The following is a 19529-nucleotide window of genomic DNA, read 5'->3' on the forward strand; positions in this document are numbered from 1 at the left end:
CATGAGGGCTCGCCACCCGGGGCGTGGTTTCCGATCTCCCCCGGGCATGGGGGAGGATGCCGCCCGTGGACATCTCGGCACGCACGGAGTACGCGGTCCGGGCCATGCTCATCCTCGCCGAGGCGTCGGCCACCGCGAGCGGCCCGGTCAGCGTGGAGAGCCTGGCGCTGCGCCAGTCGCTGCCCCGCAAGTTCCTCGAGACCATCGCCGCCGACCTCAAGAACGCGGGCCTGCTGCGCAGCACGCGAGGCGCCCGCGGCGGCTACGCGCTGACCCGCGAGCCGCGCGACATCAGCCTCGGCGACGTCTTCCGCGCGGTCGACGGCCCGCTCGCGGAGGTGCGCGGCCTGCGCCCCCACGAGACCCAGTACGAAGGCGTGGCCGAGCACCTGCCCACCGTGTGGGTCGCCGTCCGCGCCAGCCTGCGCTCGGTGCTCGACGAGACCTCCCTCGCGGACGTCCTGTCCGGCGACCTCCCCGAGCGCGTCGCCGCCCTGGCCGCGGACCCCGACGCGTGGCGGAATCGATGACCGGCACCGCGGGCGAGTCCTCGGTGCCGGAGCCGCAGCCCACGGACGCGCCCCTGGACCGGATCGACCCCGACGACCTGGCCACCGCCCTGCGGGTGCTCGAGCAGCTGCCCGACCTCGACGCCGGCCACCCCGACATCGAGGCGGTCAAGCGGGCGACGGGCCGGATGTACAAGCGCGTCCGCAAGTCGCGCCGTCGCGCTGCCCTCCAGCCCCAGGTCGAGCACGACGAGGCGGTCATCGCCCTCACCGCGACGGGCTCGCCCATGCGCATCGACGACGAGACCAAGGGCATCCCGTTGGTGTCCAGCGTCCGTGGCGCGCACGCGGGGGAGCTCATCAAGCCGCGCGGCTGCTACATCTGCAAGGCCGAGTACACCCTCGTCGACGCGTTCTACCACTGGCTGTGCCCCGACTGCGCCGAGCTGAGCCACGCCAAGCGCGACCAGCGCACCGACCTCACCGGTCGTCGCGCCCTGCTCACCGGTGGCCGCGCCAAGATCGGGATGTACATCGCCCTGCGCCTCCTGCGCGACGGCGCGCACCTCACCATCACCACACGTTTCCCGCGCGACGCCGCGAGACGCTTTGCGGCACAGGAGGACTCGGCCGACTGGATCCACCGGCTCAAGGTCGTCGGCATCGACCTGCGCGACCCCACCCAGGTCGTCGCGCTCGCCGACGAGGTCGCCGCAGCCGGTCCGCTCGACATCCTCATCAACAACGCGGCGCAGACGGTGCGGCGCTCGCCCGGGTCCTACGGCCACCTCGTCGACGGCGAGAACGCCCCGCTGCCGCAGGGGGTCGACCTGCCCGAGCTCGTGACCTTCGACCGGATCAGCGAGGCGCACCCGGCCAACCTCATCGGCACCCTGCGCGAGCACCAGGTGGCCCACCACGAGGGCGAGTCGGCCGAGCACGCCGAGCAGGTGCTGGCCGAGCGCACCGCTGCCTCGATGACGGCGATGGCGCTCTCCGCCGGCCACGCCAGCCTCGACGCCCACCTCGCCGGCACGGCGCTCGACGCGGGCGGCCTCCTGCCCGACACCCAGGTCAACAACTCCTGGACCCAGAAGGTCGAGGAGGTCGACCCGCTCGAGCTGCTCGAGGTGCAGCTCTGCAACGCCACGGCACCGTTCATCCTCGTGTCCCGGCTGCGGCCGGCGATGCGGGCCGCGGTCGCCGCGGGGGCGCGGCGCGCCTACGTCGTCAACGTCTCCGCGATGGAGGGCCAGTTCTCGCGCCGCTACAAGGGCGCCGGCCACCCGCACACCAACATGGCCAAGGCCGCCCTCAACATGCTCACGCGCACCAGTGCAGGGGAGATGTTCGAGACCGACCGCATCCTCATGACCGCCGTCGACACCGGCTGGATCACCGACGAGCGCCCCCACCACGAGAAGCTGCGGATCGCCGCCGAGGGCTGGCACGCCCCGCTCGACCTCGTCGACGGCGCCGCGCGCGTCTACGACCCGATCGTGCGTGGCGAGGCCGGCGAGGACGTGTACGGCTGCTTCGTGAAGGACTACGCCCCCAGCCCCTGGTGAGCGGGCCCAGCCGGGAGCAGGGTCTTCGCGTGGTCGGGGGCACCCCCGGCCATCTGGCAGAATGGGCGGCTGTACCCGTCCAGGCACGGGCCCCTCGTACGGCGCGGAGCACGTCTCCCCGCCCGCACCGGGCCTCCTGGCTCTGGAACGCCTACACCGGGTTCCGGCACCCCGCGCGAACCGTGCGCGGTCTCGCCGTGCCCACAACACGAACAAGGAGACACCACCACCGTGGCCGTCAAGATCCGTCTGAAGCGCATGGGCAAGATCCGTGCACCGTTCTACCGCGTCGTCGTCATGGACTCGCGCGCCAAGCGCGATGGCCGGGCCATCGAGGAGATCGGCAAGTACCACCCCACCGAGGAGCCCTCGCTCATCGACATCGACTCCGACCGCGCGCAGTACTGGCTGGGCCAGGGCGCACAGCCCACCGAGGCCGTCGCCGCGCTGCTCAAGGTCACCGGTGACTGGCAGAAGTACAAGGGCGAGCCCGGCGCCGAGGGCACCCTGAAGGTGAAGGCCCCGAAGACGTCCAAGAAGGACCTCTACGAGGCTGCCATCGCCGCCGCCGGCAAGTCCGACGCCGGCACCGACTCGGCCACCACGCCGAAGAAGAAGGCTGCCAAGAAGGCCGAGGAGACCCCCGCCGAGGAGCCGAAGGCCGAGGCCAAGGCTGACGAGGCTGCGACCACGGAGGCCCCGGCCGCCGAGGCCGCGGACCAGGCCTGACCGTGCTGGAGGAGGCGCTCGAGCACCTCGTCAAGGGCATCGTCGACCACAAGGACGAGGTTGCCGTTCGACGCAAGGAGCTCCGCCGCGGTGAGGTGCTCGAGGTCCGGGTCCACCCCGACGACCTCGGGCGCGTGATCGGCCGCTCCGGCCGCACCGCCAGCGCCCTGCGCACCGTCATGGGCGCGCTGGCCGGTGGCCACACCGTCCGGGTCGACATCGTCGACACCGACAAGGTCCGCTGACCGGCGCCACCTGACAACCGGTCGTACCGAGGGCCGCTGGGACCACCGTCCCGGCGGCCCTCGGCATGCCCCCACCCACCCTGAGAGGATCGTGGCCATGCCTGCCACCGACCAGCTGCTCGTCGCCCGCATCGGCAAGCCGCACGGCCTGCGCGGTGAGGTCACCGTGCAGACCCACACCGACGACCCCGAGCGCCGCTTCGTCCCCGGCGTGGTCTTCACGACCGAGGCGCCGGCCGGGTCCGGGGTGCCGCGCGCGCTGACCCTGGCGACCGCCCGCCTGCACCGGGAGATCTGGCTGCTCGGCTTCGAGGAGGTCCCGGACCGCACCGGGGCGGAGGGCCTGCGGGGCACGCGGCTGTTCGTGACCCTCGGTGACGTCATCGACGACGCTGACGACGACGAGGACGGCTGGTACGAGGACGAGCTGGTCGGGCTGGCCGTGGTCGACACCACCGGTGCCGTCGTGGGTGAGGTGGCCGGCCTCGAGACCGGCCCTGCCCAGGACCTGCTGGTCGTCACGCTCGCGACCGGTGGGCGCGCGCTCGTCCCGTTCGTCGAGGCGATCGTCCCCGAGGTCGACCTCGAGGCCGGCCGCGTCGTGATCGACCCGCCACCGGGCCTGCTCGAGCTCGCCGGCGAGTGACCCCCTGACCATGCGCCTCGACGTCGTCTCGATCTTCCCCGACTACCTCGCGCCGCTCGACCTGTCGCTCATCGGCAAGGCGCGCCGCGACGGCCTGCTCGACGTGCGGGTCCACGACCTGCGCGACTTCGCCCACGACCGGCACCGGAGCGTGGACGACACCCCGTACGGCGGCGGTGCGGGCATGGTCATGAAGCCGCAGCCGTGGGCCGAGGCGCTCGCGGCAGTCGCCGGCTCCGGCGTCGAGGGAGCACGGCCCAGGCTCGTCGTCCCCGGCCCGGGCGGTGCACCGTTCACCCAGACGATGGCGCGCGAGCTCGCGGCGGAGCCGTGGCTCGCCTTCGCCTGCGGCCGCTACGAGGGCATCGACGAGCGGGTCTACGAGTTCGCCGCGCAGGACCTCGGCCTCGAGGTGTCCGTCGTGTCGCTCGGCGACTACGTCCTCAACGGGGGAGAGGTGGCGGTCCTGGCGATCGTCGAGGCCGTCGCGCGCCTGCTGCCCGGCGTCATCGGCAACGCCGAGTCCCTCGTCGAGGAGTCGCACGAGGACGGGCTGCTGGAGTACCCCGTCTACACCAAGCCCGCCTCCTGGGAGTCCGCCCCCGGCGTCACCCGCGACGTCCCGCCGGTGCTGCTGTCCGGCGACCACGGCGCCATCGCGCGCTGGCGTCACCAGCAGCGGCTCGAGCGGACCGCCGCCCGCCGCCCCGACCTGCTGCACGCGTCCCAGGCAGTGGCGGGCACGAGCGACGACGTCCTGACCGGCTTCGACGTGGCCACCGCCACGGCAGCCGACGCCCCCGAGCTGCTCACCCTCGCGCGGGCCTGCTGGGTCACCGAGGGACGCGACAACGCCTCGTTCGACATCCCGCCGCTGGTGGAGTCGCTGGACGACGTGGTCGAGGGCCTCGGGCAGTGGCAGACGTGGACCGTGCGCGCGGCCGGACGGCTCGTGGGCTCGGTGCGCGGCCGCCGGGACCCGGAGGACCCCGCCACGTGGCAGGTGGGCCGCCTCATGGTCGCCCCCGACCTCCAGGGTCGTGGCCTGGGCCGCGCCCTGCTCGCCCACGCCGAGGCCGCGGCACCCGCGGACGTCACCACGTACTGGATCAACACCGGGCGGGGCAGCGAGCGCAACCAGCGGACCTACCGAAGGGCCGGGTACCGCGCCGTGCCCGGCGAGGGCTCGCACCCCGGCACCGTCGACCTCACCAAACGGCGGCGCGCCGCCTCGTCCTGACGGCTAGTCGACCAGGGCGGTCCGCAGGTCCGGGGTGACCAGGCGGCGGGCGGCGATCAGCCGCTCCGCCACACCGACGGTCACGGTCTGCGCGGCCATGATCCCGAACAGGACCAGTACCTGCGCGGTCGCGGCCTGCACGGGCGAACCGCCGCCGAGCATGACGCCGATGAACGCGCCCGGAAGCGTCACGACACCGGTGGTCTTCACCTGGTCGAGCCCGGGCAGCAGGGCCTCGGGGGCGCGGCGGTGGATGATCTCGGTGATCGCCTGGTCGGGCAGCAGGCCCAGGGACAGCAGCGCCTCGTACTGCGCGTGCTCCTCCCGCAGTGCCGCGAAGGCACGCCTGCCCACGAGCGTGTGGGCGGTCATCGCGTTGCCGACGATGATCCCGGCGACGGGGATGAGCGCGATGCCCTTCAACGGGATGGTGCCGGTGCCCAGCACCACCACGAGCACCGGCAGGATCCCGGCCGCCATGGACGCGGCCGCCGGCGCCCACGCCGCAGGGGCCTCGACGCGGCGGGTCGTGGTGGCCACCCCCATCGAGAACATGGCCAGGACGAGCAGCACCGAGAGCCAGAGGTTCTCGATCACGGCCGTGATGAGCAGGGCGGCGACACCGAGCTGGGCGACGGCCCGGACCGCCGCGACGAGGGAGGGCCGCTCGAGGCCGTAGCCGCTGACCCGGTGCGCGGCCAGGGCTACGGCGAGGAGCACGACGAGGGCCACTCCGACGGGCCAGCCCGGGTTGATGGTCACGCGCCCACGCTAGTGGGGCGCGATTTCGGGGCGGGGCCCCCGTCGTGGCAGAATGACTCCTTGCGTCTGCTCGACACACGCCCCTGCCACAGGGGGAGTGCAACGGCCCCGGTTCTCCGGGTGCCGGGCCCACCAGCCACGCACGCGGCGCAGGCAGCACGCACCACCACACCACGCACGACTACACCCTGGGCGACCTGTGGCGCCGAGAAGAAAGCGAATCCGCCATGCAGCGTTTCGACGAGATCGACAAGGCGTCCCTGCGCGACGACGTCCCCGCCTTCCGCGCCGGTGACACCATCAACGTCCACGTCAAGGTCGTCGAGGGCACCCGCTCCCGCGTCCAGGTCTTCAAGGGCGTCGTGATCCGCCGCCACGGTGGTGGGGTCGGCGAGACCTTCACCGTCCGCAAGGTCTCCTTCGGTGTCGGCGTGGAGCGCACGTTCCCGCTGCACACCCCGATCATCGAGAAGATCGAGGTCGTCACCCGCGGTGACGTCCGTCGCGCCAAGCTCTACTACCTGCGCGACCTGCGCGGCAAGGCCGCCAAGATCAAGGAGAAGCGCGAGACGACCCCCGCCAAGTAGGGCGACGTCATCTCGGCCCTCGGGTGCCCCGGCACGTCCGACCCAGACTCGAGGGCTAGGCTCCGGAAGCGATGAACCCCGGACCCGGAACACCCCAGCAGGACCCGGCCGCCGCGTCAGCTCGCGCTGACGCGGCGGCGGTGTCCGTGCCCGTCGACCCCGCCTCGCAGCGGGCGGTCGACGCGAGCGCCGACGACCGGCGGCAGGGCCCCTCGTGGCTCGTGCTCGCCGTCATCGCCGTGGTGGTCATGCTCCTGGTCCGGGGTTTCCTCGTGCAGTCGTTCTACGTGCCGTCCGGGTCGATGGAGCCCACGATCGAGCCCGGCGACCGCATCCTGGTCAACAAGCTGGTCTCCGGCGGCGACCTGTCCCGGGGCGACGTGGTCGTGTTCGACGGGACGACCACCTTCGCGGCCGCCGACCGCAGCCCGCACCAGGCCGACGGCCTCATCGGGCGCACCCTCGCGGGCGCCGCGTCGGCCGTGGGCATCGACCTCGGGGAGCAGGACTTCGTCAAGCGCGTGGTCGGCCTCCCCGGTGACCACGTCGTCTGCTGCGACACCGACGGTCGCCTCACGGTCAACGGCAAGGCCGTCCAGGAGGACTACCTGCACCCCGGCGACAAGCCCAGCGACCTCACCTTCGACGTGACCGTCCCGGCCGGGCGGCTCTGGGTCATGGGCGACCACCGCAGCGACAGCGCCGACTCCCGGGCCCACCTCGGCGACCCCGGCGGCGGCATGGTCCGCGAGAAGGACGTCGTGGGCCGAGCCGGCGTGACGTTCTGGCCCCTGGGTCGGTTGGGTGGCTTCCCGAGCCCCGCCGCGCTCGCCGACATCCCCCGGGCGGGGCAGCGGTGACCCGCGCTCCCGGCGGGGAGGACCGCGGCTGGCTCGGCTTCGACCGCGAGCAGGCGTCCGCCCCGGCCGACCCCCAGGGCAACGGGGCGCAGGGCAACGGTGCGCAGGAGGTTCCCGGGAGCCCGTGGCTGCGCCACGACCTGGCTGCGGACGAAGGCGCCGACGCCGACCCTGCCGCTGCCCCTGGTTCCGCGCCCTCCGACGCGCGCGACCCCGCCTGGCTCGAGCCGGAGCTCGAGGTCCCCACCGCCGACCACGACCCGCAGGAGGACCAGGTGCCCGCGCACCGTACGGGTCGCGCCGACGACACCCACGCGGCCGACCACACCCACGACGCCGTCACCACGAAGGACGCCGCGGACGAGCGCCACGACACCGGTGTGCCCCCGACCCTGGGCGCCGGCGCGGCCGCAGGCGCGGCCTCGACCGTGGGCGCGGGGTCCGGCGATGACGACGCCACCCGACCGCGTACGGGGTCCGACGAGGACGGTGCCGACGACGCACCGCAGGACGCGAGCCCGCTGGCGGTGGTCGGGGCGGCCGTCAAGGAGTTCGCCATCGTCGTGGGCATGGCGCTGGTGCTCTCGTTCATCGTCAAGACCTGGCTGCTGCAGGCCTTCTACATCCCCTCCGGGTCGATGGAGGACACCCTCGTCCTCAACGACCGGGTCATCGTCAGCAAGCTCACGCCCGGGCCGATCGACCTCAAGCGCGGCGACATCGTCGTGTTCGCCGACCCCGGCAACTGGCTCGAGGAGACGCCGGCCGTGCCGCACGGCAAGGTCGTCACCGCCATCCGCGAGACCATGACGTTCGTCGGCCTGCTGCCGGACAACTCCGAGAACCACCTCATCAAGCGCGTCATCGGCCTGCCCGGCGACCACGTCGTCTGCTGCGACGAGGGTGGTCGGATCACCATCAACGGCACCGCCATCAAGGAGCCCTACCTCAAGCCCGGCGACGCGGCGAGCGAGCAGGACTTCGACATCACCGTGCCCCGCGGGCGCGTCTGGGTGATGGGCGACCACCGCTCCAACTCCGCCGACTCCCGAGCCCACGACGGCCCCGAGGACAACGGCAGCCAGGGCTCTGTGGACGAGCGGCTCATCGTCGGTCGCGCCGTCGCCCTCGTCTGGCCGCTGGACCACATGACGTGGCTGTCCAACCCGCGCGAGGTCTTCGCCAAGGTCCCCGCACCGAGCTCAGACAGCCCTGCCGTCGGGCAGCAGACGCCGTCCGGCCCCGGCACCCCCGGCAGCGGTGGCACCGAGGTGCCCGGCAACGACACCGGCAGCGAGTCCGGCACCGAGTCCGGCACCGACGGGAACTCCGCGACCGGCAGCGGGACGACGGACGGCGGGGGCTGAGCAGTGGCCACCACTGCCACCACGGCCGCCCGCACCGGCTCGCGCAAGCCGAGCCTCCGGGTCGAGCGCGCCCTGCAGCGCGACGGGCACCGCGTGCTCGCCGGGATGGACGAGGTGGGCCGCGGCGCCCTCGCCGGTCCCGTCAGCGTCGGGGTCGTGATGATAGACGAGACCTGCCGCAGCGCCCCGACCGGCGTCAAGGACTCCAAGCTGCTGACCCCCGCTGCCCGGGTCGCCATGGTGCCGAAGATCCAGCGCTGGTGCCTGGCCCACGCCGTCGGCCACGCCTCACCGGCGGAGATCGACGAGATCGGCATCATCGCTGCGCTGCGGCTGGCCGGGTGCCGGGCGCTGGCCGCCGTGGGGGTCGTTCCCGACATGGTGATCCTCGACGGCAACCACGACTGGCTGACCGCGCCCGACGAGGTGGGGCTGTTCGCGTTCACGGGGGAGGAGCCGCCGGCCACGCCGCCGGTGACGACGATGACCAAGGCCGACCTCAAGTGCTCCTCCGTCGCGGCTGCCTCGGTGCTGGCCAAGGTCGAGCGCGACGCCATGATGACGGCATACGCGCCGCAGCACCCGGTCTACGGCTGGGAGGTCAACAAGGGGTACGCAGCACCTGAGCACATGACGGCCCTCGAGCTGCACGGCGCCACGGAGCTGCACCGCCGGTCGTGGCGGCTGCCCGGGCTCCCGGGGCAGGATGAGAGGGTCGACGAGAAGGCCCACGAGGTCGGGGACGGTGTCGACCAGCCCACGACCGCCGCGAACGAACCGGAGATGAGCAGGCCATGAGTTCCGAGGACCTCGAGAAGTACGAGAGCGAGATGGAGCTCGCGCTCTACCGCGAGTACCGCGACGTGGTCGGGCTGTTCTCCCACGTGGTCGAGACCGAGCGCCGTTTCTACCTGTGCAACTCCGTCGACGTGAAGGTGCGCAGCGACGGGGGAGAGGTCTACTTCGACGTCACCATGCAGGACGCCTGGGTCTGGGACATCTACCGCCCGGCGCGGTTCGCCAAGCAGGTGCGCGTGGTGACGTTCAAGGACGTCAACGTCGAGGAGCTCGCGAAGTCCGAGCTCGAGCTGCCGAAGGACTCCGGCTTCTAGGACGCCGCCCCCCACCCGCAGTCCACAGGCCGGGCGCGCGGGCGGGACCGTCCACAGGCCCAGGCCTGGTGGTGGTCCCGAGCTGCTCGTCCCCGCTTGTCTGGGGGCATGCAACCAGCGACTGGGCGACCGGCTCCGGACCGACGGCGAGAGCTCGGCGCGTACGGCGAGCAGCTCGCCGCGCGCTACCTGCAGGACCAGGGGATGGTGGTCGTCGACCGCAACTGGCGCTGCGCCCGCGGCGAGATCGACCTCGTCGCCCGCGACGGCGACTGCCTGGTGTTCTGCGAGGTCAAGACGCGGCGCACCTCCCGCTTCGGCTCGGCCGTCGAGGCGGTCGACGGGCGCAAGGCGGTCCGGCTGCGCACGTTGGCAGCTGCGTGGCTGCAGGCCCACGACGACCGGGCCCCGCGGGTGCGGATCGACGTCATCGGGATCCTGAGGCCTCACCGGGGCCCGGCCCGCCTCAGCCACCTGGTGGGGGTCGGCGCATGAGCTTCGGTCGCACGCGGTCGGTGACCCTGGAGGGCCTCGACGGCGCCGTCGTGGAGGTGGAGGCCCACCTCTCCGGTGGGCTGCCCGCGTTCATGCTCGGCGGGCTGCCCGACACGGCCTGCGCCCAGTCGCCCAACCGGGTGAAGGCGGCCACGGCCAGCATCGGGCGCTCGCTGGCCCAGGACCGGCTCACCGTCAACCTCTCGCCGGCCTCGATCCCCAAGAACGGCAGCGGGTTCGACCTGCCGATCGCGGTGGCCGTCCTGGCCGCCATCGACCTCGTGCCCGCAGCGAGGGTGGCCGACACCGTCCACCTCGGCGAGCTCGGGCTCAACGGCGAGGTACGGCGCGTGCGCGGCGTCCTGCCCGCGGTCCTGTGCGCCGCCCGGGCCGGCTGCACCGACGTGGTCGTGCCCGAGGACAACGCCGCCGAGGCCGCCCTGGTCCCGGGGATCCGGGTCCACGCCGTGCGCCACCTCAACGACCTCGTCGCCGCCTACCGCCTCGGTGGCGACCGCCTCGACCTCGGGGTGCCGGAGTCGGCGACGCGTCCGACGGCCCTGTCCAGCCCCACCCATGACCTCGCCGACGTGGTGGGGCAACCCGAGGCCCGGACCGCCCTCGAGCTGGCCGCCGCCGGTGGCCACCACCTCTTCCTGCTAGGCCCACCAGGCTCGGGGAAGACGATGCTGGCCGAGCGGCTCGTCTCCGTGCTGCCCCGCCTGACCCGCGAGCAGTCCATCGACGTCCTGGCGGTGAAGTCCCTGCTGGGCGTGACCGCTGCCGAGCTCGACGTCGAGGGGGTTCCACCGTTCGTCGCGCCGCACCACAGCGCGACCCAGGCGGCGATCATCGGCGGCGGCAGCAGCGCGGTCCGACCGGGGGCGATCTCGCAGGCGCACCACGGCGTGCTGTTCCTCGACGAGGCGCCTGAGTTCAAGACCGGCGCCCTGCAGGCGCTGCGGCAGCCGCTGGAGTCCGGCGAGGTGGTCGTGGCCAGGGCGCGGACCGCCGTGCGGTTCCCGGCCCGTTTCCAGCTCGTGATGGCCGCCAACCCGTGTCCCTGCGGGCTCGGGTTCGGCAAGGGGGTCGGCTGCGCGTGCAGCCCGATGGCCAAGCGCAACTACGTCGGGCGCCTGTCGGGTCCGCTGCTGGACCGGGTCGACCTGCAGGTCCACGTCCCGGCGGTGAGCCTGTCGTCGCTGGGCGGTGAGCTCGGGGAGTCCAGCGAGTGCGTGGCTGCCCGCGTCGCCGAGGCGCGGGCGGTCCAGGCCGAGCGGTGGAGCGGGTTGCCGTGGCAGCTCAACAGCCACGTGCCGGGTGCCTTCCTGCGCAGGGGAACGCGTCGGCTCGGGAGGGCGGTGACGACCGACATCGACCGGGCCCTCGACCGCGGCCAGCTGACGCTGCGCGGCTACGACCGCGTGCTGCGCCTGGGCTGGACCGTGGCCGACCTCGCCGGCAGGACCGGGCCGTCCCGCGACGACCTCGGCACGGCCCTGACCCTGCGCAACCAGGGCCCGGTGGCCGCATGACCGCCCTACCACGCCTGCGGGTGCCCGAGGGTGACCGCGCCGCACGGGTGGCCTGGGCGCGGCTGGTCGAGCCCGGTGACCCCGCCGCGGCCAAGCTCGTCGGCGCGGTCGGTGCCGAACAGGCGCTGCACGGGCTCGACCCCGCCAGCGCCCTGGCGCAGCGGCTGCTGCCACGGCTGGAGACCCTCGACGTGGTGCGCGACCTCGAGATCGCCCGGGCGCTCGGGGCCCGCTTGGTCGTCCCGGGTGACGAGGAGTGGCCTGCCGGGCTCGACGGCCTGGCCGCGCCACCGTTCTGCCTCTGGGTGAAGGGCCCGCTCGAGCTGGGGGAGGCCTGCGCGCGCAGCGTGGCGGTGGTGGGGGCGAGGGCCGCGACCGGCTACGGCGTCCACCAGGCGCGGGAGCTCGCTGCCGGCCTCGCCGAACGCCGGTTCACCGTCGTCTCCGGCGCGGCGTACGGCATCGACGGGGCTGCGCACGAGGGCGCCCTCGCGGTCGACGGCGCCACCGTGGCCGTGGTCGCCGGTGGCCTGGACCGTCCTTACCCCGCGGGACACGCGGGGTTGCTTGGCCGCATCACCGCGGTGGGCGCCGTGGTGAGCGAGGTCCCGCCCGGCTCGTCGCCCACCCGGTGGCGCTTCCTCAGCCGCAACCGGCTCATCGCGACGATGACCCAGGGGACCGTGGTCGTCGAGGCCGGCCTGCGGTCGGGCTCGCGCAACACGGCCACGACGGCGCGCGACCACCACCGCGTGGTCTGCGCCGTGCCCGGACCGGTGAGCTCGGCCGCGTCGGCAGGCTGCCACGTGCTCATCCGTGACGGCGCCATCCTGGTCACCGACGCGGCGGAGGTCGCACAGGAGGTCGGGCCCATCGGCGAGCTGGCACCCCACAAGGAAGGCCCGTACACACCGGAGGACGACCTCGAGCCCGTGCACAGGGCAGTCCTGGGTGTCCTGCGGGTCCACGCCTCCACCACGGCGGAGGACGTCGCCCGGCAGTGCGGCACCAGCACCGCGGAGGCGGTCAGCGCGCTGGGCATCCTGGTCGCCAACGACCTCGCGGCTCGCGACCAGGACGGCTACCGCCGAGCGCGCAGGCCATCGCCGACATAGACGCCACGGTCGGGGTCCGCGGGGTGGCGGCTTGTGCCCGGGCGGCCGGTGGGCGACGGTGACCCGTGTGGAGACGAGCGAGAAGGGCTGGGGCGAGGTCCTGGCTGCCTTCGAGCGGTACCTGCACAGTGAGCGCGGTCGGTCGGAGCACACGACCCGCGCGTACCTCGGCGACGTGCGGAGCCTCGTGTCGTTCCTGGACGAGACCGGGGTCGGCGGGCTCCGCGACGTCCGGCTCCAGGACCTGAGGGCCTGGCTCGCGCAGCAGGCCCAGTCCGGTGCCGCGCGGTCCACGATCGCCAGGAGGTCGGCCGCGGTACGCACGTTCCTGGGCTGGGCCACGCAGACCGGGCGCCTCGACAGCGACCCCTCCCTGCGGCTCGTGGCGCCGAAGCGCGGCCGTCACCTGCCCGAGGTGCTGCGCCAGGCCGATGCCACGGCCCTGCTCGACGTCGCCGCGGTCGCCAGCGACGACCAGGACCCGATCCACCTGCGCGACCGGGCGGCGCTGGAGCTGCTCTACGCCAGCGGCATCCGCGTCGGTGAGCTCGCAGCGCTCGACATCGACGACGTCGACCTCGACCGGTGCGTCGTCCGGGTCATGGGCAAGGGCAGCAAGGAGCGCACCGTGCCCTTCGGAACGCCCGCGCATGAGGCCGTCATCGCCTGGGTGGAGCTCGGACGGCCCCAGGTCGCAGGTCCCGCCAGCGGTCCGGCCCTGCTGCTGGGGCGCCGGGGACGCCGAGCCGACCCGCGCCAGATCCGGTCGGCCCTGCACGACCTGCTCAGCCACGTGCCCGACGCCCCAGACATCGGGCCGCACGGCTTGCGCCACAGCGCCGCGACGCACCTGCTCGAAGGGGGTGCCGACCTCCGCCTCGTCCAGGAGCTGCTCGGCCACGCCTCGCTGGCGACGACGCAGATCTACACCCACGTGTCCGTCGACCGCCTCAAGCAGTCCTACCGTCAGGCCCACCCGCGCGCCTGACGGCGTGCCGCTCACCGTGATGGGCCGGCCTGGTGGAGAATGGGGCACCCGCGAGGACCCGTCCCGCACCGCAGCGGCACCACACGAGAGGTTCGGAGCCAGCACGTGAGCGCCCCGCGCACGACCGCCAAGCGGTTCGCACACCCCCGCACGAGCCGGCAGGTGCGCCTGCGGCGCACCCTCGCGGTGACGCTGGCCCTCGTCCTGCTCGCTGCGCTCGGGGTCCGCCACCTCCTGCAGGACGACACCCCCGCGCCGGTCAAGGCTGTGCCGGCGGGCGGCTCCACGACGACCACGGCGCCCACCGCTTCCCGGACGACGGCCACGCCCAACCCGGAGGACGGCTCGTCCGCCACGGAGACCCCTGCGGTCGACGAGGCCTCGGTACCTGAGCACGGCAACGGCAAGATCTCGGTCGTCGCGGTGCCCGATGCCAAGGAGGCCACCTCGGGTCGGGCCGTCCGCTACACCGTCGAGGTCGAGGGGGGCCTCGGTGTCGACACCACCCAGGTCGCCGGCACGGTGCAAGCCGTGCTCCTGGACTCCCGCGGCTGGCAGGGCGTCGACGGCATCCACTTCGTCAACGTGAGCCCGGCCGAGGCCGCCAAGGGCGCCCCGGTCGACATCCGGGTCACCCTCGCCAGCCCCAGCCTCACGGACAAGCTGTGCGCGCCCATGCAGACCCTCTCGCAGGTGTCCTGCTGGAACGGCGAACGCTCCGTCCTCAACCTGCGCCGCTGGATGCTCGGCGACGACAGCTACGGCACCGACGTCGCGCGCTACCGGATGTACCAGGTCAACCACGAGGTCGGCCACGGCCTGGGCCACCAGCACCGCCAGTGCCCGCAGAAGGGCAAGCGCGCACCCGTCATGGTGCAGCAGACCCTGAGCCTCGGCGGCTGCAGCCCCTGGCCCTTCCCCAGCGGAGCCTGACTCCGGCGGAGCCTGACTCCGGCGGAGCCTGACCCCACCGGAGCCGCCCCACCCGAGCCCGTCAGCGCAGGGGCAGCAGTCGCACCCTCGCGCCGCCGAGGAGCGTGAGCGGGTCGAGGTAGTCGGCGTCGCGGATCGCGCCGAGGTGCAGGCAGGCCAGCGCCCCGCAGTGCGAACCCACCTCGGAGAGCGACCCCAGGGGACTGCCCCTGACGACGAGGTCCCCGCGTCGCACCCCGGCGTCCACAGGCTCGTACGTCGACCGCAGACCCGAGGTGTGGACCACGGTCACGGTGCCCCGCCCGGCGATGACCCCGACGTGGCTGACCACGCCGTCGTCCACCGCGAGCACCGGCTGACCTGGCTGCCCGGCGAGGTCGACCCCGCGGTGGCCGACGCCGTAGCGGCTGGCGGGGCGCAGGAACGGCCGCACGACCTCCGGGCGTGGCGTCAGCGGCCACGACCACCGGCCGCGCAGCACCGTGCCGCCGGCACCGGGAGACGGGACGGCCACGGGAACCTGCCTCGACGGTGCCGACGCCCGCGCAGGCGTCGATGTCGCGGGGCTCGTTCGCGGCGGCACGGCTCCGGCCGTCAGGACCCGGGCGAGCGCGACACCACGGGACGACGCCGTCCTGCTGGACGGGGGCGCCGGCATCCAGGTGGCAGGGGGTGCTGGTGCCGTGGGCGCCGACACCGACGCGCCGGCGAGGGCGGCCGCGGAGGCAACGAGCAGCGTCGACACGAGGAGTGATCTCACCTGTCGACCGTGCCCGGCGGCGGGACACCCGGCCAGCACTGCGCAGCCGGGCTGTGGACGCACCACCGCCGGGACGCCTCCTGTGGAGGCGCTCCCACCAGGGAGCGGAAGAACGCAGCCGTCTATGGCCGCAGGGCGGCCAGCCGCTCGACCGCCTCGTGCAGCACCTCGTCGCGCTTGCAGAACGCGAACCGCACGAGCGTCCTGGCCGCCTCGACGTCGTCGTGGAACACCGACACCGGCACGCCGACCACCCCGGCGCGGAGGGGCAGCTCACGGCAGAACTCCAGGGCGTCGGTGGCCCCGAGGGCGGCGGCATCGGCGATCACGAAGTAGGTGCCGTCCGGCACCGACACCTCCAGCCCGGCACCGCGCAGCCCCGACACGAGCAGGTCGCGCTTGGCCTGCAGCGACGAGGCAAGACCGGCATACACGTCGTCGCCGAGCCCGAGCGCCACCGCCACGGCCGGCTGGAACGGGCCCGAGCCGACGAAGGTGAGGAACTGCTTGACGGTGCGCACGGCCGCAACGACCTCCGCGGGTCCGGCCACCCAGCCGACCTTCCAGCCCGTGGCGGAGAACGTCTTGCCGGCCGAGGAGATCGTCAGCGTCCGCTCACGCATCGCCGGCAGGGTCGCGACCGGGACGTGCACCGCGTCCCCGAAGACCAGGTGCTCGTAGACCTCGTCGGTGACGACCCACGCGTCGAACTCCTTGGCGAGGGAGCAGATCAGCTCGAGCTCCGCGCGTGTGAAGACCTTGCCCGTCGGGTTGTGCGGGGTGTTGAGCAGCACCAGCCGGGTCCGCGGCGAGAACGCAGCACGCAGCGACGCCTCGTCGACGGCGAAGTCGGGAAACCTCAGCACCGACGTGCGCCGCACCGCGCCGGCGAGGGCGATCGAGGCGGCGTACGAGTCGTAGTAGGGCTCGAAGGTGACCACCTCGTCGCCGACCTCGCACAGAGCGAGGATGGTCGCGGCGATCGCCTCGGTCGCGCCCACGGTGACCAGGACCTCCGAGCGGGGGTCGAGGTCGATGCCGTAGAACCGGGACTGGTGGGCGGCCACCGCCTCGAGCAGCTCGGGCACCCCGGGGCCCGGTGGGTACTGGTTGCGACCGCCGTCGATCGCCGCCTTGGCGGCGTCGAGCATCTCCTGCGGACCGTCGGTGTCGGGGAAGCCCTGCCCGAGGTTGACCGCGCCGTGCTGGGTGGCGAGTCCGGTCATCTCGGCGAAGATCGTGGTGCCGAAGCCGTGCATGCGGGAGACGAGCGGGGTGGCCATGCGCCGACGGTATGCGGTCCACGCCGGTTTCGACCCCGAACCGGGGCGCGCCGTCCTAGGGTGACCGCCATGTCGTCAGGGCCGTCCGAGGGGGGAGCGCCGGCTGCTGCTCCGCACGACGCGCCGGTCCCGCCCTCGACCCTGGCGGAGACGTTGCAGCGCAGCTACACCCGGATCGTGCTTTCGCTGGTCGTCGGTGCCGGCGCCGCCATGGCTGTCTTCCCACTGGGCCTGGCTGCGGGGGCGGACCCGCTGGCGGCCTTCGTCGTGGGCCTGCTCGTCTTCGGCGCCTCGGTGCTGGTCGCCACGGCGTGGGTGGGGACGGCGCTCTGGCGCGGGCAGCGCCGGTCCGGCCCGGTCTTCGTCGTCGCCGTGGCGCTCGTCGTCCTGGTGGTCTCCACGTTCGAGACGACGGGGCTCATCTGGGTCATCGGGCTCCTCGTGCCGCTCCTCGCCGCGCTGGTCGGACGGTGGTCGCTCGTCTCCGGGCGCAGGGCGCTCCCGGCCGTCACCGCGATCGGCGTCCTCGCGGCCATGCTCTCGCTCGATGTGTGGCTGGGGGAGCGGGTGGAGGTGGAGCACGTCCTCCGGGACGTGCGAACGGCTGGGGTCACGGTCTGGGTGCCGACGGGCGACGACCCGAGCTGCGAGCCGCGCTACGTCACCAGCACCGGGCCGGGCGTCCTGCGCTACTCGTGGTGGTGCGACGGGATCCGCGGCGGGTACGTCGACATGTCGCTCACCAACGACCCGTCGAAGCCGGACTCGCCGGTGCCGTCGGTCCGCCGACAGCCGGAGGGCAGCTCGAGCTTCTCGATGGTGGCGACCACGGTCCGTTCCGGCGTCGTGCTCGAGGTCCGTCACGTGGGCATCGGGCGGGAGGACCGCGCCGAGGGGCTCGCCGGGTCCATGGCGGAGGTGTCGCCCACGTGGCTGGCCAGCCGCGGCCTGCCCCTGCACCTTCTCGCGCTGCGTACCGGGCTCTGGGGTCCGCCGCACCGCGGCGCGCGTAGCCTGCCGCCATGGCCACCGAGCGACGTGCCTCAGCGATCGCCGGGAACGGGGTGTTCACGGACGCCGCCATCCGGCGTGGGGCGACCGTGGACGTCGACCCGGGCACCCTCAACCACTCGTGCGACCCCTCGCTCGCGTGGGCGCCTGACGACACGGGGGTCGTCGCGTTCCGCGACATCGGCGCGGGGGAGGAGCTGACGGTCGACTACGCGACGGGAAGCACCGACCCCGACCTGCTCGTGCGCTGCCACTGCGAGACCTACCGGTGCCGCCAGCTCGTGACCGGCGACGACTGGCGCATCCCGCAGCTCCAGCAGCGCTACGCCGGCCACCTGGCGCGGGAGGTCCAGCGCGCCGTGGACGGCGTCGACCCCGACGGCCCCGACTGACCCTCAGCGGTCCTCGACGCCCTTGGCCTCTGAGGAAGCCCCGGACGACTCCTCGGCCTCCTCGGGCGCCTCGGCCTCCTCGGACGCCTCGGCCTCCTCGGACGCCTCGGCCTCCTCGGGCGCCTCGGCGTGCGAGATCAGGTCGAGCTGGCGCCACACCGCGAGCAGCGTGACCCCGGCGCCCACGAACGCGAACCAGAACGGCGCCGCCGCCCCGAAGTGCCGGGCGATGAGGCCCCCGAGCAGCTGGCCGACCAGCAGTCCCACGATCAGCCCGAGCCAGTAGACGCTGCCGACGCGCCCCTGGTACTCGTTCGGCGTGGCCCGCTGGCGGACCGCCGACGACAGCGAGCCCCACACGAACGCATACCCCCCGAACACGACCATGATCGCCATGGCGACCCACGGCACGGTGGTCAGTGCCAGGGCGAGGTGGGTGAGCACCTCGAGGGTCAGGCAGGCCTTCATGAGCCGGTCCAGCGGCACCCGGGCCTCGAGGCGGTCGTACAGCAGCACGGAGGTGACGCCCCCGATGGCCGAGCAGGTGGTGAGCAGGCCGAACCCGATCGCCCCCACACCGAGCCGCTCCTGCGCCCAGTAGACGAGGACGCCCCAGGGCGCCCCCCAAGTGATGTTGAAGATGAAGATCACGAGGGTGAGGGTGCGGATGGGCGCGTTGCCGGCGATCCAGCGCAGCCCGTCGAGGATGTCGTGGCCGATGTGCTGCTCCGGGCGCGAGGAGGACTCCTCGCGGGGGAGCCGGACCCTGGCGAAGAGCACCGCCGCCAGCAGCAGGGCGGTGGCCTGCACCCCGAACGGCACCGCCGAGCCCAGGGCGAACAGGCTGGCGCCGACGGCCGGCCCGATGAACTGGTTCGCGACGAGGAAGCCGGACATCTGCCGGGCGTTGCCGATGCCGAGGTCGGCCTTGGGCACGATCATCGGCAGCACCGCGCGCCAGCCCGTGTCGGCGAACAGCTCCGCAACCCCCACCGCGAACAGCGTCACGAGCAGCAGCGCGATCGACACCGTGCCGGTGGCGATGGTGACGACGAGGACGGCCAGCACGGCCACCCGCACGAGGTTTGCCGTGAGCACGAGCCGCCGCCGGTCCACCCGGTCGGCGAGCGCGCCGGCATACAGGCCCAGCAGGAGGGTGGGCAGGTTCTGCACCATCGCCGCGGCGGCGATCAGGGCGGGGTCCCGCGTCAGCGAGGCGACGAGCAGCGGGCCCGCCGCGAGGGCGATCCCGTCGCCGAGCTGGCCCACCCACGACGAGGCGAGGTTCCAGCGGAACGGCACCCCCATCCGCGCAGGGGCCACCCACTCACCGAGGCGGGACAGGACGGGGGCCACAAGAGCGCGACCCTACCCCGGCCGGTATGGCGTGGT

At 73.5% G+C, this 19529-nt stretch carries 22 protein-coding genes; 18 read left to right on the plus strand and 4 right to left on the minus strand.

The annotated features are described in order from the left end of the window. The first annotated feature begins 56 nt into the window (after nt 1–56). The 6 genes from ASG70_RS09860 (at nt 57) to trmD (ending at nt 4937) form a co-directional block, all read left to right on the plus strand. Nucleotides 57–530, plus strand: coding sequence for an Rrf2 family transcriptional regulator (locus ASG70_RS09860; RefSeq protein WP_369818894.1), 474 nt, complete (start codon nt 57–59; stop codon nt 528–530). Continuing rightward, the gene (locus ASG70_RS09865) at nt 527–2077 is read left to right on the plus strand and encodes an SDR family NAD(P)-dependent oxidoreductase (protein ID WP_082590432.1); all 1551 of its coding nucleotides are present in this window, start codon (nt 527–529) and stop codon (nt 2075–2077) included. Before ASG70_RS09860 ends, ASG70_RS09865 begins: the two co-directional genes overlap by 4 nt. Before the next feature lie 231 nt (nt 2078–2308). Further along, the gene (gene rpsP / locus ASG70_RS09870) at nt 2309–2806 is read left to right on the plus strand and encodes a 30S ribosomal protein S16 (protein WP_056883643.1); all 498 of its coding nucleotides are present in this window, start codon (nt 2309–2311) and stop codon (nt 2804–2806) included. A 2-nt stretch (nt 2807–2808) separates the two neighbouring features. After that, nucleotides 2809–3051, plus strand: a complete 243-nt coding sequence (locus ASG70_RS09875) for an RNA-binding protein (protein ID WP_056883644.1) — start codon at nt 2809–2811, stop codon at nt 3049–3051. A 97-nt stretch (nt 3052–3148) separates the two neighbouring features. Beyond that, nucleotides 3149–3697: a ribosome maturation factor RimM gene (rimM, locus tag ASG70_RS09880; RefSeq protein ID WP_056883645.1), complete on the plus strand. Its 549-nt coding sequence runs from the start codon at nt 3149–3151 to the stop codon at nt 3695–3697. Nucleotides 3698–3707: 10 nt separating this feature from the next. Further along, nucleotides 3708–4937, plus strand: coding sequence for a tRNA (guanosine(37)-N1)-methyltransferase TrmD (trmD, locus tag ASG70_RS09885; RefSeq protein ID WP_056883646.1), 1230 nt, complete (start codon nt 3708–3710; stop codon nt 4935–4937). Between the two features lie 3 nt (nt 4938–4940). Here trmD and ASG70_RS09890 read toward each other — a convergent pair whose 3' ends face one another. Further along, entirely contained in the window at nt 4941–5699 is a 759-nt protein-coding gene (locus tag ASG70_RS09890; protein ID WP_056883647.1) for an ABC transporter permease, read from the minus strand. Between the two features lie 227 nt (nt 5700–5926). Between ASG70_RS09890 and rplS the strand changes: the two genes are divergently transcribed. From rplS to ASG70_RS09940, 10 genes are all read left to right on the plus strand, one after another. Then, nucleotides 5927–6286 (plus strand): 50S ribosomal protein L19, encoded by a 360-nt coding sequence (rplS, locus tag ASG70_RS09895; RefSeq protein WP_056883648.1) that lies wholly within the window; start codon nt 5927–5929, stop codon nt 6284–6286. Between the two features lie 71 nt (nt 6287–6357). After that, nucleotides 6358–7146 carry a signal peptidase I gene (gene lepB / locus ASG70_RS09900; protein WP_082590433.1) on the plus strand — a complete coding sequence of 263 codons (789 nt, stop codon included), beginning with the start codon at nt 6358–6360 and terminating at the stop codon, nt 7144–7146. After that, nucleotides 7143–8513 (plus strand): signal peptidase I, encoded by a 1371-nt coding sequence (gene lepB / locus ASG70_RS19945; protein ID WP_235531429.1) that lies wholly within the window; start codon nt 7143–7145, stop codon nt 8511–8513. Before lepB (ASG70_RS09900) ends, lepB (ASG70_RS19945) begins: the two co-directional genes overlap by 4 nt. A 3-nt stretch (nt 8514–8516) precedes the next feature. Then, nucleotides 8517–9311, plus strand: a complete 795-nt coding sequence (locus ASG70_RS09910; RefSeq protein ID WP_082590435.1) for a ribonuclease HII — start codon at nt 8517–8519, stop codon at nt 9309–9311. Next, complete coding sequence (locus tag ASG70_RS09915) at nt 9308–9625, plus strand: DUF2469 domain-containing protein (protein ID WP_056883649.1); 318 nt, start codon at nt 9308–9310, stop codon at nt 9623–9625. Before ASG70_RS09910 ends, ASG70_RS09915 begins: the two co-directional genes overlap by 4 nt. A gap of 108 nt (nt 9626–9733) precedes the next feature. After that, nucleotides 9734–10120, plus strand: coding sequence for a YraN family protein (locus tag ASG70_RS09920; protein WP_056883650.1), 387 nt, complete (start codon nt 9734–9736; stop codon nt 10118–10120). Next, complete coding sequence (locus tag ASG70_RS09925) at nt 10117–11655, plus strand: YifB family Mg chelatase-like AAA ATPase (protein ID WP_056883651.1); 1539 nt, start codon at nt 10117–10119, stop codon at nt 11653–11655. The genes ASG70_RS09920 and ASG70_RS09925 overlap by 4 nt, the downstream gene beginning before the upstream one ends. Next, nucleotides 11652–12770 (plus strand): DNA-processing protein DprA, encoded by a 1119-nt coding sequence (gene dprA, locus ASG70_RS09930; RefSeq protein ID WP_056883652.1) that lies wholly within the window; start codon nt 11652–11654, stop codon nt 12768–12770. Before ASG70_RS09925 ends, dprA begins: the two co-directional genes overlap by 4 nt. Nucleotides 12771–12837: 67 nt before the next feature. Continuing rightward, nucleotides 12838–13758, plus strand: coding sequence for a tyrosine recombinase XerC (locus tag ASG70_RS09935; protein ID WP_235531430.1), 921 nt, complete (start codon nt 12838–12840; stop codon nt 13756–13758). Nucleotides 13759–13863: 105 nt separating this feature from the next. Next, nucleotides 13864–14691: a DUF3152 domain-containing protein gene (locus ASG70_RS09940; RefSeq protein WP_056883654.1), complete on the plus strand. Its 828-nt coding sequence runs from the start codon at nt 13864–13866 to the stop codon at nt 14689–14691. 61 nt (nt 14692–14752) lie between these two features. On the opposite strand, the gene ASG70_RS09945 is transcribed toward ASG70_RS09940, so the two are convergent. Beyond that, nucleotides 14753–15451, minus strand: a complete 699-nt coding sequence (locus ASG70_RS09945) for a murein hydrolase activator EnvC (RefSeq protein WP_235531431.1) — start codon at nt 15449–15451, stop codon at nt 14753–14755. A gap of 122 nt (nt 15452–15573) precedes the next feature. Further along, a complete protein-coding gene (locus ASG70_RS09950; RefSeq protein ID WP_056883656.1) occupies nt 15574–16734 on the minus strand; it encodes a pyridoxal phosphate-dependent aminotransferase in 1161 nt (386 codons plus the stop codon). A 69-nt stretch (nt 16735–16803) separates the two neighbouring features. On the opposite strand from ASG70_RS09950, the gene ASG70_RS19660 reads away from it, so the two are divergent. Together ASG70_RS19660 and ASG70_RS18945 are read left to right on the plus strand one after the other, a co-directional pair. Next, nucleotides 16804–17946, plus strand: coding sequence for a hypothetical protein (locus ASG70_RS19660; RefSeq protein WP_056883657.1), 1143 nt, complete (start codon nt 16804–16806; stop codon nt 17944–17946). Further along, entirely contained in the window at nt 17835–18137 is a 303-nt protein-coding gene (locus tag ASG70_RS18945) for an SET domain-containing protein-lysine N-methyltransferase (protein ID WP_200949236.1), read from the plus strand. Before ASG70_RS19660 ends, ASG70_RS18945 begins: the two co-directional genes overlap by 112 nt. Before the next feature lie 3 nt (nt 18138–18140). Here ASG70_RS18945 and ASG70_RS09960 read toward each other — a convergent pair whose 3' ends face one another. Continuing rightward, nucleotides 18141–19493 carry an MFS transporter gene (locus tag ASG70_RS09960; protein ID WP_156399922.1) on the minus strand — a complete coding sequence of 451 codons (1353 nt, stop codon included), beginning with the start codon at nt 19491–19493 and terminating at the stop codon, nt 18141–18143. Nucleotides 19494–19529 lie beyond the last annotated feature (36 nt).

It is taken from the genome of Phycicoccus sp. Soil748, assembly GCF_001428025.1.
GTDB lineage: Bacteria > Actinomycetota > Actinomycetes > Actinomycetales > Dermatophilaceae > Pedococcus.